Raw genomic sequence first — 14,646 nt, 5'->3', positions numbered from 1 at the left:
AACGCTTAATGATTAATCGGCAGCGTACTATGGCTAACTTTAATATCTATATCTTGCTGTTTTAATAAATATCGGAAGGTTTCGGTTTTCCGTTTTTCTTCCGTGTGCTCATAATTGGTACCTAAAATCACTTCATTTACCATACTGGTAATATCATCATATTCTAAATAAATGTTATTGGTATCTTCGCAGAATTGAATATTTTCACTATCAATAGATTCAATCCGTAACCGGCGGAATTCTTCTTCATCTCTAAAAGCATAGTCTTTAAAAAGATAGCGGACATATTCCAAGGCGTTTTGGATATCGGATTCTTCCAATGGTTCTTTTGAGTCGTTATCTTTTAAATCTCTTTTATTTAATAGATCTTGTAATCCCATTAATGCTTTACTTAATTTTTCTTTCCTTAGCTTGTTCCAATTTGCATTTTTACCGATAGACTTTAAGCGGATGCCAAATTTATTAGTATTATCAAGAGTATTATCTTCATCATTCTGAATATATTCATCTTTTTTATAGATATAAGCTACTTGGAATAATGGCAGATCATTTAGATTAGATTCAATATTAAATAGTTTAAAATCATTTATATCAGTAAACTTTTTCTTTTCATTATTGGCTAAGCGGAATGCAGAACCCATATCAGGCAGCTTTACCCAGTCACCATTTTTATTAAACACCAAACAGCAGCCAGAGGCTTCAATATTGTCTACTTTACCGTATAGGCGGAATTGGTTTAAATCGTTAACTCTTGCTGAAAAACAAGTGGCAAAAGCATTATGGCTTTTAAAGCTAGTTTTATTTTCTAAAGATAATTCCTGATAGCCTAAAAAGTCGAGTAGGCTTTTGCCTTCGGTTGGGTCATTCATATAGGTACAGCTATTCATACGCATTGTACTTAAAAGTTGATCTTTACCTTTTGATGGATTCGTACCAAATAGCAAATCACAGACTTTTGGGTTCGTATAATGTGCAAAACACATATTTTCTATTTCTATAACAGTTACACTGAGTGCAGCTTGAATATCTGTAATATATTCTTTTAGTGTCTTATTTTTAATATGATTAAGGTTTTTTTTGATAATTTTTGTTTTCCATTGGAAATACATATCAAGGTTGTTTAATTTAAAATCACAAAAAGATTTATAATATTGAGTATCAATTTGTTGTTGAATTTTTTCTTTTTTGTTTTCAATATCCTGAGATAAGTCTAATGATTTTTGGAATATTTTTCTAGCAGCTTTAAAATATGCTTTTTGATTATTTTTAAAAGAGTATCGAAGATAATAGTCGCCTAAAAGATTCAAGCAGTAAATTTGTATCCGAATTTTATGTTGCAATCTATTAAGTTGTTTAGTTAAGGCTAAGCAATTTTTTAAATATTTTCTAGATTGCTTGAAATATAGATATTTATATTGTGGATGATTGGTTTTGGAAGTTAGAAGTATGTAGCATAGCGCTAGCCAAAAGTAGGCATAACACTTTTGCTCTTTATTTTCCTCATCTTGCTCTTTTTGTGATTTTTGCCAAGAAGCTAATAATTCTTTTATATATTTTTTAGCTTCATGAATATTATGACAAGTTTGTTCATTATAGGTAATTAAAGCCAGTTGCATATAACTAAGAATTAGTAAATCTTTTATTGAATTATCTTCTGACATTGTTTGTTTAGGTAGAATTAAGTAGTTCTGAAAGTTTTCCTTTGCATTGTTAAGATATTTTTTTTGTCGTTGCTTTGTTGTATGTTCTTTGAAAGCTTGTTCAAAATAACAATTTCCCAAATAATATTGGATGCAAACTTGTTCTCGAATAAAGGTTTCTTTATCTTTAATCAGATTTAAAGCCTCATTGAATTTTTTTATGGCTTCCTGATATTCTTTACTCTCAAATAGATTTATACCTTCTAAAGCTAATTCTCTAATCTGCTCTTCCATAACCCTATCCCTCTAAAAAACTCATCACCTAACAATATTTCAATCATCTTATAAAAAATCCATCCCAAAATTATAACGGAAAATCTACTTTAAATGCGTTTGGCTGGCGGCTGGCTAAATCATCAATCAGGCCGTCTGAAAAGGGTTTGGGCTTGGTGTGGGGCGGTGGGGTGTGTACAATGGTTTGAATTTCAAAACGAATTAGGGAGGATATGATGATAAAACGGTTTGCTTGGGTGTTTGCGGCGGCAGGGCTGGCGGCTTGTTCGGCGGGGGCGTTGCCTTCGGCTGAGAATACGCCGCAGCCGAATCTTAAACGGGTGTGGATGTTGGCAGATTTTGAGGGCTTCAGCCGTGAGCAATTGGTAGCGGCGGAGGCGAGAATGGATTGGACTCGGCTGCCGCGTGTTTATGCTTATATGGGTTGCAATCAGTTGATGATGGAGGCGAAGCAGGAGGGTGGCGACCGGATAGTCTTTGGCGGCGGCGCGTCTACCCGTATGTATTGCGAGGAAACGATGCGGCTGGAGCAAACGTTTATGAACTATATTGCGGGTACGAAAAATTATCGTATCGAGGGGCATACGCTGATATTGCGTAATGAGGCAGGCAAAGAAGCCCGTTTTGTGGCGCAAGATTGGGATTAATCCGGCGCTTGGGGTTTGATGATTGGGTTTGATAAAAGGCCGTCTGAAAAAAGTTTTCAGACGGCCTTTGATATAAGGCATGACATTGCGATTTAATATTTTAGAATGTTAAAACGGCTTGCTCAGAATGGCGTGTAGTATGTTTTTTAACCAGCCGAACTTTGGCGGGTGAATATAGTTTTTCGCCTGATTAACCAGCGCTTGAATAGAGGGGTCGGGGTTTTCGCCGAATTGTTTGATAAATTGTTCATAAAGGGCAATGGTATCGCTGCGGCGGTTATAGAGTTCTCCTAAAATAACGCCTTTATTTATCAAGCTTGCGGCTACCCATGTTTGTATTTGTGGGTTGGGGTGGTTTCCGAATTGTTCGATTGTTTGCTCGGCAGCAGCCATGGCTTCTTCGCCACGCTTGAGTGCTGTTAATGATAGGGATTTGCTGGTTAAAGAGGCTGCTATACGCTCTTGCGTGGCAAGGTTGGTGCTGTTGCCGAAGCGTTCTATCACTTGATTATAAATGGCGATGGCTTCTTCATGGTGCTGCTGCTCTTTTAAATAGAATGCTTCATCAAGCCATTCGGTTACCACAACTGATTCGGCATAGGCAACCCGCTCTTGCATATAGGGGCTGGAGTGGCCGCTGAATGTTTCTACCAATTGGGTATAAGTGGTAATGTGTTCTTCATAGCATTCGAGTTCGAGGAGTGCGTTGGCTTTGTTGATAAAAGCACCGCCGACTAGCTCTTGTATATTGGGGTTGGTGTAGGTGGCAAATTTTTCGATTAGTTGGTCGTATGTGGCTACGGCCTCTTCGTTGCGTTCGAGTTCTGCTAAGGCTAAGCCTTTATTGAACAGCATGGTTGCCATTTTTTCTTGGGCTTCATCATCCACGCTTAAGTTGAGGCGTTCGACTATTTGATCATAAACGGGAATGACTTCTTCCCAGCAACGAAGCTGTTCTAATATAACGGCTTTATTGGATAAGGCATTGCTAACTTGTCGCTGCACATCAATATTAATAGAAGTGCCGAATTTATTGATAACTTGGTCATAAATTTGAATGGCTTCTGCTTCATGTCCGAGCTTTTCCAAGTCTCTGGCCTGATCGTTTAAGGCAATAGCTGCATCTTCTTGAACTTGGGCATCGGGGCTGGAATCAACTTTTTCAACGACTTGCTGATCAGCGGTTGATTCTTCTTTATTTTGAGCAAGTTGATTTAAGAAAGCTTCTTTATTATTAAAGGCGTGGGCAATAATGGCTTGAATATCCGGGTTGGTATGGTTGCCGAATTGTTCTATGGCCTGATTATTCACGGCAATCGCTTCTTCATTGCGTTTAAGTTGCGAAAGCCGTGCCGCTTTATTTATTAAAGCAGTGGCTACTTGTTCTTGAATTTCGGGGTTGGTGTCGGTGCCGAATCGTTCGATTAATTGGCTGTATGCGTCGATTTCTTCTTCGAACTTTTCCATTTCTTTCAAGGTGTATGCTTTGTTAAGCAACACTTTTGCGATAACTTCTTGAATTTCGGGGTTGTCGCTGCTGCCAAAGCGGTCTATGGTTTCGCCATAAGCATCTAAAGCATCCGGATACCACTCAATTCGATATAGAGTATTGCCTATTTCCATTATTAGATAAGCCCACGGCACTTGTATGGCGGCTTTGGTTTCATCTCTATAGTTAAGCTTGATATTCATCTGCTCGTTTTCGAGAACTTCGCGGGTTAGATTAAAGTCGCCCTTATCCCTCAACAGCATACCGCAGCCTATTTCTGCCCATAAATAAAGCTCATAAGAAATCGGCTCGATGCTGCGGCCTAGCAATTCCTCTATTATGTAATAGTCAGCTAACGCTTCGTCATATTGCTGCGCTTCCCCTAGTTTCATAGCAGCAATCATCATTTCTTTGGCTTGTTCGAAATCAGCCAGTTTTTCCGCTTCGGCCTGATCGGGGTTGGGGGAGGTGGGCAGGGTTACGGTTGAAAATCTTTGTATGAGTTTGGCGTATGGGTTCATAGAGGTTTCCTGTCGCTAAAACGGCTGCAAGGCCGTCTGAGAAAAGATAAAAGAGGAGATTATAGTGTTTAATAATCGGGCTTTGAATAAAGCGATTTTATCGGTAGATAGCAGGAGTATATTTTTTGATTTTAATATTGATAGTTTTCTGATTTTTTTAATTATTTAAATGGTTTTGGTTTAAATTTTATGTCTTTGAAATGTTGTATATTTGGCAATAGATGGTGGTGTTTATTTTATTGGGATAAGGGAAGTTGAGACCTTTTGAAGGATAATATTTTATTTCAGACGGCCATCTGAAAATATTGGATGGCCGTCTGAAAAAGGGTTAGGGGTTAGAGAAGCTTTCTTTGAGTTCCCTTGTATTAGAAACAATATATTGAATATCAGGATCTGTATGATTTTCAAAGCGATTTATGATTTCATCATAAATAATGATTGCCTCATTATAGCGTTTTAATTCTGTTAACATTACTGTTTTTCCTAGTAAGGCCTTGGCTACCTCATATTGTATTGATGATTGGGTGCTGGAACTGAATGTATCTATTGCTTTGTCAAAGGATTCCATTGCTTCTTCTCTACGATTCATTATTCCTAAGGCTAACCCTTTATTAACCATAGCTTTAGCCACTGTTTCTTGTATGGCTGGTTCTGAATTAGAACTAAATTTTTTTATTATTTTGTCAAAGGTTATTATTGCTTCTTTTTTACGATTCAGTCTGTTTAAAGCGACCCCTTTATTAATTAAAGCACTAGCCACTTGTTCTTGTATGGCCGGTTCGGTACTGGAATCGAATTTGTCTAGCATTTTGTTATAGATTTCTACTTCCTCTTCACTACGATTTCGTTTTTCTAAAGCTATCCCTGTATAAACTAGAGCTTTAGCCACTTGTTCTTGTATGAATGGCTCAGTACTGGAACTAAATTTATTTATTACTTTGTCATATATTTTTATTGCTTCTTCAATACGATTTAGTTGCTTTAAAGTTACCCCTTTATTAACGAGAGCGCTAGCCACTGCTTCTTGTATGACCGGCTCGGTACTGGAACCAAATTTATCTATTATTTTGTCATAGGATTCTATTTCTTGTTCATGACGATTCAGTTCTCCTAAAGTTATTCCTTTATTAATTAGGGCACTAGTCACGTGTTCTTGTATAGCCAGTTCGGTACTGGAACCGAATTTATCTATTGTTTGGTTATAGATTTCTATTGCTTCTTCGCGACGATTCAGATCTCCTAAAGTCATCCCTTTATTAACGAGAGCGTTCGCCACTATTTCTTGTATGGCCGGTTCGGTGCTGGAACCAAATTTATCTATTATTTTGTCATAGATTTCTATTTCTTGTTTACTATGATTCAGTTTTCCTAAAGTTATTCCTTTATAAAGGAAAGCACTAGTCACGTGTTCTTGTATAGCCGGTTCGGTATTGGAACCGAATTTATCTATTATTTGGTTAAAGTTTTCTATTGCTTCTTCACGACGATCGAGTGCTTCTAAAACTACTCCTTTATTAAGCAAAGCCCTAGCTACTTGGCTTTGTATAGCCGGTTCGGTGTTAGAGCCGAATTCTTTTATTATTTGGTTGAAAGTATTCATGGCTTCTTTATATTGTTTTTGTTTAAATAAAATTTTGCCTTTGTCATTTAAACTTTGGGCATATAAAGCCATATTTTCACGCCGATCATTTTGTCCCAGTAACTGATTTTGTTGTTCCGGATCAGTCTTGGTTTCCATTTGAAAACGTTGGGTTTGATTAGCCGCTTGGTTTTCATCGGCAGAGGGTGTGGCGGCTTGGGCAAAAGTGGCCGTTAAATATAATGTGGTTAACCAAAAGTATTTTTTCATCATTATTTATTTTCTGATTAGGGTTGGGTAATAAAAAACAGGCTGCCTAAGAGGTGGCAGCCTGCTGTTGATTTGGATATTAGGCCAATTTGCTGCCGAGCCAATCTTCTACGCTGTTTAATGCTTGCGGTAGTTTGTCGGTGTCGCTACCGCCTGCCTGTGCTAAGTCCGGGCGGCCGCCGCCTTTGCCGCCGACTTGTTCGGCCACAAATTTCACTAAGTCGCCGGCTTTTACTTTGGCGGTTAAAGGTTTGGATACGCCGGCGCAAAGGGCGATTTTGCCGTCGTTTACGGCCGCGAGCAATACAACGGCTTGATCGGATTTGCCGGTGAGGTCGGTGACTATGTCGCGTAGGGCGCCGGCTTCGGCTTCGATTTGGGCAACCACGAGCTTGGCTTGGCCTAAGTCTTTGGCGTTGTCTAGAAGTTGTGCGCCTGCGTGTTTGGCCAGTTCGCCTTTGGCTTGGCTGAGGGCTTTTTCAAGCTGTTTGCTGTGGGCGGCGTTGGCTTGGATTTTGGCTAATACGTCGCGCTCGGTTTGGGCTTTGACTTCGGCGATAATGTCTTTCACCAAGCGTTCTTGGTTTTGCGCCCATTGCAGGGCGTTCATGCCGGTGATGGCTTCTACGCGGCGGATGCCGGCGGCAATGCCGCTTTCGGAGATGATTTTAAACAGGCCGATGTCGCCGGTGCGGTGAACGTGGGTGCCGCCGCATAATTCGGTTGAAAAGTCGCCCATTTTGAGTACGCGCACTTCGTCGCCGTATTTTTCGCCAAACAGCATCATGGCGCCGGCTTTTTGGGCATCTTCCATGCTCATGATTTCGGCGCTGACTTCGACGTTGGCGAGAATGGCACGGTTAACGCGGCGCTCGACTTCGGCGATTTCTTCGGCGGTAATCGGCTGCGGGTGGGAAATGTCGAAACGGGTCACTTCGGCGGTTACCAACGAGCCTTTTTGTTCGACGTGGGTACCGAGCACTTCGCGTAGGGCGCGGTGCATGAGGTGGGTGGCGCTGTGATTGCGCATATTGGCATCGCGGATGTCGTTGTCGATGGCGGCGGTAACGCTGTCGCCCACTTTCAGACGGCCTGCAACCAATACGCCGAATTGGCCGAATACGGCGGCTTTGATTTTTTGGGTATCGCGCACTTCAAAGCGGTTGCCATCGGCGGAAATATAGCCGACGTCGCCGACTTGGCCGCCGCTTTCGGCATAAAACGGGGTATTGTCTAATACGATGGCGCCGTTGTCGCCTTCGTTTAATTCATTTACCGGCTCGCTGTCTTTATAGAGGGCGAGGATTTTGGCTTGGGTTTGGCGCTCGGTATAGCCTTTGAATTGGGTGTCTTGGCCATCGTATGCCAGTTGGGTGTCGGCCTTAAAGCTTTGGGCGGCACGGGCGCGGGCGCGTTGGGCTTCCATTTCGCGGTTAAAGCCTGCTTCGTCCATGTCGATACCGCGCTCGCGGCAGATGTCGGCGGTGAGGTCGTAGGGGAAGCCGTAGGTGTCGTAGAGTTTGAAGATGATTTCGCCGTCTAATACTTTGCGGCCGTCTGAAAGGGCGTTTTCCAATAAGGCCATGCCGGTTTCAAGGGTTTGGGCAAAACGGGTTTCTTCGTTTTTCAAGGCTTCTTCGATTTGGCTTTGACGCTCTTTTAATTCGGGGTAGGCGTCGCCCATTTCTTTGACTAAATCGGGCACGAGTTTGTAGAAAAAGGCTTGTTTTTGGCCGAGTTTGTAGCCGTGACGTACGGCGCGGCGGATAATGCGGCGCAATACATAGCCGCGGCCTTCATTGCTCGGCAATACGCCGTCGGCAACAAGGAAGGCGCAGGCGCGGATGTGGTCGGCAATCACTTTCAGGCTGGGCACTTCCATGCTGAATTCGGTGCCGGTTTCGCGGGCGGCGGCTTTCAGCAGGTTTTGGAAGAGGTCGATTTCATAGTTGGCGTGAACGTGTTGCATCACGGCGGCCATGCGCTCCAAGCCCATGCCGGTATCGACCGAAGGCTTGGGCAGCGGGTTCATGGTGCCGGATTCGTCGCGGTTGAACTGCATAAATACGCAGTTCCAGATTTCGATAAAGCGGTCGCCGTCTTCTTCGGGGCTTCCCGGAGGGCCGCCCCAGATGTGGTCGCCGTGATCGTAGAAGATTTCGGAGCAGGGGCCGCAGGGGCCGGTGTCGCCCATTTGCCAGAAGTTGTCGGATGCATAGCGGCTGCCTTTGTTGTCGCCGATACGGATAATTTTTTCAGGCGGCAGGCCGATTTCGTTGAGCCAGATATTGTAGGCTTCGTCGTCATCGGCATAAACGGTGGCCAATAGTTTTTCGGCGGGTATGTTCAGCCATTGAGGGGAGGTGAGAAATTCCCATGCGAATTTAATCGCGTCTTGTTTGAAATAGTCGCCGAATGAGAAATTACCCATCATTTCGAAAAAGGTATGGTGGCGGGCGGTGTAGCCGACGTTTTCAAGGTCGTTGTGTTTGCCGCCGGCGCGCACACATTTTTGTGCGGTGGTGGCGCGGGTGTAGGCGCGCTTGTCGAAGCCGAGAAAAACGTCTTTAAATTGGTTCATGCCGGCGTTGGTAAACAGCAGGGTGGGGTCGTCGTGCGGTACCAGCGATGATGATGGCACAATCTGATGTCCTTTGCTTTCAAAGAACTTGAGAAATTTTTGGCGTAGTTCGGAAGTTTTCATAATGTTTTCTTTAATATATTAAACGGGTTCAGACGGCCTTCTGAACGATTGAGCAGGCCGTCTGAAAAAATGCAATAAAATAGTGGTGTATCTTACCGTAGATTTCATCATCCGCCTACTCAAAGGAAGCGGGCTGTTCTATACTGGATAAGGCGGTGGCGTGGTTTGAGTATGTCGGCTAAATGTGTTTGTGCCTTGTTTGGCGGGGATTGCTGCGGTTTGGTTTGTTTGTATAGGCGGCTAGGGTGACGGGCCGGCTATAAACGGCATAGTCGGATTTTATGGTATTTTGTACACAAGTGTTTGAAAGCATGGGGGTGATTGGCCGGGTTTGGTTGTTTTGTCGGTGTTTCGGCTTGTGAGTCGGGTGGTACAAACTATTTTTATAGAGGATGAATAATGACTAATAAATATTTTCTTATTGCGTTTGCTTCGTTTGTTTTGGCTGCTTGCGGCGGCTCCACCACGGAAACGCCTGCTCCGGCACAAAATACCGCCGAACAAGATTTGCCCTATACCGGACCGCTACCGCAAACCAATGGATTGAAAATTTATAATTGGTCTGATTATGTTGATCCGCAAACCGTACGCGATTTTGAAAAAAAGTTTGGTATTGATGTGACTTATGATGTGTATGACAGCGATGAAACACTTGAAGCAAAAGTGCTCACGGGGCAATCGGGCTATGATGTGGTCGGCCCTTCGAATACTTTTGTCGGGCGGCAGATTCAAACGGGGGCTTATCAGCGCATTGATAAAAGCCTGATTCCGAATTATCAATATATTAATCCTAAATTGCTCGAATTGATGCGTGAGGTTGACCCGGGCAATGAATATGCGGTGCCGTTTTTCTGGGGAACCAATACATTTGCCATCAATACGGAACGGGTAAAAAAAGCATTGGGTAGCGATAAACTGCCTGATAATCAATGGGATTTGATTTTTAACCCTGCCTATACCGCCAAATTGAAACAGTGCGGTATCAGCTATTTGGATAGTGCGGTAGAGGTTTATCCTATGGTTTTGAATTATCTTGGTAAAAATCCTCATAGCGATAAGCCTGAAGATATTCGTGCGGCAACAGAAGTGTTAAAGGCCAACCGTCCCAATATCAAACGTTTTACTTCTTCGGGATTTATTAATGCGTTGGCGCGTGGGGATGTGTGTGCGGCTATCGGTTTCGGTGGTGATTTGAATATTGCCAAGCGGCGGGCGGAAGAGGCAGGCGGTAAAGAAAAAATCGAGGTGATGATGCCGAAAGAAGGTGTGGGTATTTGGGTGGATTCGTTTGCCATTCCGAAAGATGCGAATAATGTATTAAATGCCCATCGTTATATTAATTATTTTCTTACGCCCGAAGTGGCGGCGAAGAATGGTGATTTTGTCACTTATGCACCTTCTTCATTGCCGGCAAAAGCGCTGATGGACAAACAATTCAGCAGTGACCATTCGATTTTTCCTAGTGATGAAGATTTAGCCAACAGCTTTATTATGGTACCGCTGGCGCCGGATGCTTTAAAAGAAATGGTGCGGGAATGGCAACAGTTAAAGGTAGGCGGGTAGATTGTTTTAACTAAAACCGATAAGTTCGTATTTCTTAATAAAAAGCCGTCTGAAAAGTTTTCAGACGGCTTTTTATTATTGGGTTTTGGTGTGGTGAGATAAAAAGATATAAAATAGCCGCCTTTTCTATTTATCGGCTGTTTTCCATGATCGAATTCAAAAATCTTACTCTGCAACGCGGTATGAAAGTGCTGCTTGACCAAGCCAATCTAACGATTAACCCTAATCAGCGCGTCGGTTTAATCGGAAAAAACGGCACGGGAAAATCCAGCTTGTTTGCCTTAATCAAAGGCGAAATCATGCAGGATGGCGGGGATGTGCTGATTCCGAAACACTGGAAAATAGCGGCAGTGGCACAGGAAACACCGGCATTGGCGGTTTCTGCTTCGGAGTATGTTTTGCAGGGCGATGCCGAACTGCAACAGCTTCAGACGGCCTTGGCTCAGGCTGAGAAGGAAAACGACGGTATGAAAATGGCCGAATATCATGCCAAGTTAGAAGAAATCGAAGCTTATACCGCGCCGGCGCGGGCGGCAAAATTATTGCATGGTTTGGGCTTTTCACAAGAAGAATCGGCGAAACCGGTGAAAGATTTTTCCGGCGGCTGGCGGATGCGTCTGAATCTGGCGCAGGCTTTAATGTGCCGTGCCGATTTGCTGCTGCTCGATGAGCCGACCAACCATCTGGATTTGGAAACCGTGTTGTGGTTGGAAAATCATCTTGCCCAGCTTCAGTGTACTCAAATCATTATTTCGCATGACCGCGATTTCTTAAATGCTGCCACCAACCAAACTGTTGAATTATCTAATCAAAAGCTCACACAATATGGCGGTAATTACGACTTCTATCAAAATGAACGCGCCATGCGCTTGGCGCAACAGCAGGCGGCGTATGTGAAGCAACAGGCGCATATCAAACATCTGCAATCTTTTATCGACCGCTTTAAAGCCAAAGCCACCAAAGCCGTACAGGCGCAAAGCCGGATGAAAGCATTGGCCAAACTGGAACGCATCGCGCCTGCTCATTTGGATAGCGAATTCAGTTTCGAATTTGAAAGCCCGGCACATTTGCCGAATCCTTTGCTAAAACTGGATAAAGTGGATCTAGGCTATGGTGGCAAGGCGGTGTTGCACGATATTTCATTGTCGTTGGAAAGTGGTGCGCGCTATGGCTTGCTGGGGGTGAACGGTAGTGGTAAATCAACGTTTATTAAGTTGTTGGCAGGCGAATTGGATGTGCTTGCCGGGCAGGTGGTGAAATCGGAGAAGCTGAATATCGGTTATTTTGCCCAACACCAATTGGATACGCTGCGCTCGGATCAAAGCCCGGTATGGCATATCCAGCAGCTTTCACCTGATGTACGCGAACAGGAAATCAGAAACTTTTTGGGTGGATTTAATTTTGTCGGCGATATGGCGTTGCAAAAAATCGAACCGTTTTCAGGCGGTGAAAAAGCACGCTTGGCATTGGCGATGATTGTTTGGCAAAAACCTAATTTATTATTACTTGACGAGCCGACCAACCACTTGGATTTGGATATGCGCCATGCGTTAACGGTTGCTTTACAAAGTTTCCAAGGTGCATTGATTGTGGTGTCGCACGATAGAAGTTTATTGGAGGCTACAACCGATAACTTCTTGTTAATAGATAAAGGCCGTCTGAAAACATTTGAAGGCGATTTGAACGATTACCGCTTATGGCGGCTGGCGCAAGAAAACGAAACCGATGCGCCGCCGGCATCTGCGTCTACACAAAACCGTAAAGATGTGAAACGTATGGAAGCACAAATGCGCCAAGAGCGTGCAAAACGCACCAAACCCATACAGCAGAAGATTAATCAGGCGGAAAAAGAAATGGCTGAATTAAATGAAATTCAGGCAGAGTGTGAATCATTTTTGGCACAAGAAGAAGCCTATTCGGAAGAAAATAAAGTAAAGTTACAGAAAACACTCGCTAAATTATCTGAAGTTAAGTTAAAATTAAGTAAACTTGAAGAGAGTTGGTTGCTTTGGCAAGAGGAGTTGGAGCAGATTGAAAGCGATCTTAAAGTGTATTTTGCCGATTTGTAATATTTGTAATATCGGATAGGCAATTTAAATTAAAAAACTATTATTCAAACTACTACGGGGTTCTATTATGTCTTATACATCATTCAAACAAGCTATTCTATTGCTCGCAGCAAGCGGTGCCAATCTCTCTGATCTTAAAGGCTTACAGGATTATATGGATACCCAAGCCGATTATGAATCGGATAAAGTAGCCGATATCGAAGCTTCACAAACCGGTATTTAAAATATCTCTAATAAATAGTAAGTAAATTTAATTACTGTCAAACATAATCACTCGGGAAGATGTATTCGTCATGCCTGTTTATTCAGGTTTTAGATGATAGGTCGGCCCGATGGTTTTGTGTGAAATATGGTTGGTTGCACTACCTTCATTAAGTTTGGTTTTATAAATTACTCTTTTAACGAATAATGACAATGTAGTCGTGTTTTTAAGTAGCTAAGACTTTATTTGAAAGTAATAAAATCTTACAATGTCATTATTACAGATACTTATTAAAGCAAGACGGCAGGGTATAAACACTCAATTTTATTTGGCTAAGATAATTGCTGAAAAACAAACAGCAGGGTGTGGATGCATGAGGCCGTGCGGCTTTAAAGAAATGCGTATGAAAAAACTAATGACAATCGGTGTGCTGGTGTTGTTGAATTTACAAGGCATTCAAGTAGCATCAGCCAAAATTTATACCTGTGTAGTCAATGGGGAGGTTATCTATACTTCGCGTAATGCCGGTAATTGTACTACGGCAGATCTCCCGCCTATCGGTAATTACAGCAGCAGCCGTTATGATGAGCCTCGAAACTATAGCCGTAAGACAGTACAAGAGCCGAAGGAGCATCAGACAGCCAAAGCGCATACTCCGAAAGTAAAACGTGCCGCTGCCGCGCCGGTAAAATTTTCACCACCTTCCGGCTCTGCCGTGCCCAAAACATCATCTGCCAACAGCCGCCGCAATATTCTCGAACAAGAATTGGCGAATGAGCGTAAAGCACTTTCAGAAGCACAGCAGTCATTAAACTTGGCACGTACGGCAAAAAACGGCAGTATTAATCAGCAACAGATTACACAGTTGCAAGGCAACGTATTGGATAGGCAGCAAAATATTCAAGCTTTGCAACGTGAACTGGGTAGGATGTAATACGGTGGCGGTATTTGCGGGATAATATGAGGCCGTCTGAAAGAGGCTGAAAGCATCAGATAAATTTGGATTGTTGGCTGTTAGAGGAAATGGTACTAATCGGCCGTTAATCGGTTGTCGTTTCTATTTTTAAAGACTCATTTAAAGAAAAAATGAACAAATCTTGAAAAAAGCCTTGAATAACCTAAGCTAAACCTATATTTATCTTCTCAAATATAGGAAATTTGTGTTATAATCAATAAATTTTTCAGTTTTTACGAAAAATGGCCACAGGGCCATTTTTTTGTTTTTGGAGCAACATGGATATTCAGAATATTCTTGATAAGACCTTGCCCGGATTGGGCTATGAGTTGGTTGATTTTGAATTAACCGCTCAGGGAGACCTGCGCGTCTTTATTGATAAAGAAGGTGGGATTACCGTAGAAGATTGCGCAACAGTAAGCAATCATTTGAGCCGCTTGTTTTTAGTTGAAGATATTGACTACAAACGCTTGGAAATTTCCAGCCCCGGTTTGGACCGTCCGCTGAAAAAAGCAGCGGATTTTATACGTTTTTCCGGTCAGCAGGCCAAAATAAAAACACGCCTGCCGATAGATGGCCAGAAAAATTTTATAGGGCGCATTGAAGGTTTTGAAAACGATTGCGTACGCATAACTTTCGACGGCAAAACGGTTGATATCGAAATCAGTAACATCGATAAAGCACGCTTGCGCCCGGAATTTAATTTTTAAAAT

The 14,646-nt window shown here is 42.8% G+C and carries 10 protein-coding genes; 6 read left to right on the top strand and 4 right to left on the bottom strand.

The features are described from left to right. Positions 1 to 5: 5 nt before the first annotated feature. Positions 6 to 1,934, bottom strand: a complete 1,929-nt coding sequence (locus D0T92_RS09255) for a hypothetical protein (RefSeq protein WP_151052227.1) — start codon at positions 1,932 to 1,934, stop codon at positions 6 to 8. 212 nt (positions 1,935 to 2,146) lie between these two features. On the opposite strand from D0T92_RS09255, the gene D0T92_RS09250 reads away from it, so the two are divergent. Continuing rightward, positions 2,147 to 2,581, top strand: a complete 435-nt coding sequence (locus D0T92_RS09250) for an META domain-containing protein (protein ID WP_151052225.1) — start codon at positions 2,147 to 2,149, stop codon at positions 2,579 to 2,581. A gap of 108 nt (positions 2,582 to 2,689) precedes the next feature. On the opposite strand, the gene D0T92_RS09245 is transcribed toward D0T92_RS09250, so the two are convergent. From D0T92_RS09245 to alaS, 3 genes are all read right to left on the bottom strand, one after another. After that, positions 2,690 to 4,591 carry a tetratricopeptide repeat protein gene (locus tag D0T92_RS09245; RefSeq protein WP_151052223.1) on the bottom strand — a complete coding sequence of 634 codons (1,902 nt, stop codon included), beginning with the start codon at positions 4,589 to 4,591 and terminating at the stop codon, positions 2,690 to 2,692. A 328-nt stretch (positions 4,592 to 4,919) separates the two neighbouring features. Then, complete coding sequence (locus tag D0T92_RS09240) at positions 4,920 to 6,443, bottom strand: tetratricopeptide repeat protein (RefSeq protein ID WP_151052221.1); 1,524 nt, start codon at positions 6,441 to 6,443, stop codon at positions 4,920 to 4,922. Positions 6,444 to 6,519: 76 nt separating this feature from the next. Continuing rightward, positions 6,520 to 9,144, bottom strand: coding sequence for an alanine--tRNA ligase (gene alaS / locus D0T92_RS09235; RefSeq protein ID WP_151052219.1), 2,625 nt, complete (start codon positions 9,142 to 9,144; stop codon positions 6,520 to 6,522). A 399-nt stretch (positions 9,145 to 9,543) separates the two neighbouring features. Between alaS and D0T92_RS09230 the strand changes: the two genes are divergently transcribed. From D0T92_RS09230 to rimP, 5 genes are all read left to right on the top strand, one after another. Further along, positions 9,544 to 10,707 (top strand): polyamine ABC transporter substrate-binding protein, encoded by a 1,164-nt coding sequence (locus tag D0T92_RS09230; RefSeq protein ID WP_151052217.1) that lies wholly within the window; start codon positions 9,544 to 9,546, stop codon positions 10,705 to 10,707. Between the two features lie 182 nt (positions 10,708 to 10,889). Further along, positions 10,890 to 12,776: an ATP-binding cassette domain-containing protein gene (locus tag D0T92_RS09225; RefSeq protein ID WP_449866983.1), complete on the top strand. Its 1,887-nt coding sequence runs from the start codon at positions 10,890 to 10,892 to the stop codon at positions 12,774 to 12,776. Between the two features lie 67 nt (positions 12,777 to 12,843). After that, positions 12,844 to 12,999 carry a hypothetical protein gene (locus tag D0T92_RS11455; RefSeq protein ID WP_191963634.1) on the top strand — a complete coding sequence of 52 codons (156 nt, stop codon included), beginning with the start codon at positions 12,844 to 12,846 and terminating at the stop codon, positions 12,997 to 12,999. A gap of 382 nt (positions 13,000 to 13,381) precedes the next feature. Then, positions 13,382 to 13,912 carry a hypothetical protein gene (locus D0T92_RS09220; protein ID WP_151052213.1) on the top strand — a complete coding sequence of 177 codons (531 nt, stop codon included), beginning with the start codon at positions 13,382 to 13,384 and terminating at the stop codon, positions 13,910 to 13,912. Between the two features lie 299 nt (positions 13,913 to 14,211). Next, positions 14,212 to 14,643 (top strand): ribosome maturation factor RimP, encoded by a 432-nt coding sequence (gene rimP, locus D0T92_RS09215; protein WP_151052211.1) that lies wholly within the window; start codon positions 14,212 to 14,214, stop codon positions 14,641 to 14,643. The last annotated feature ends 3 nt before the right edge of the window (positions 14,644 to 14,646 follow it).

This window comes from Neisseria zalophi (assembly GCF_008807015.1).
GTDB lineage: Bacteria > Pseudomonadota > Gammaproteobacteria > Burkholderiales > Neisseriaceae > Neisseria > Neisseria zalophi.
The sequence above is the reverse complement of the archived record's forward strand: the minus strand, read 5'-3'. Positions and strand labels throughout refer to the sequence as shown.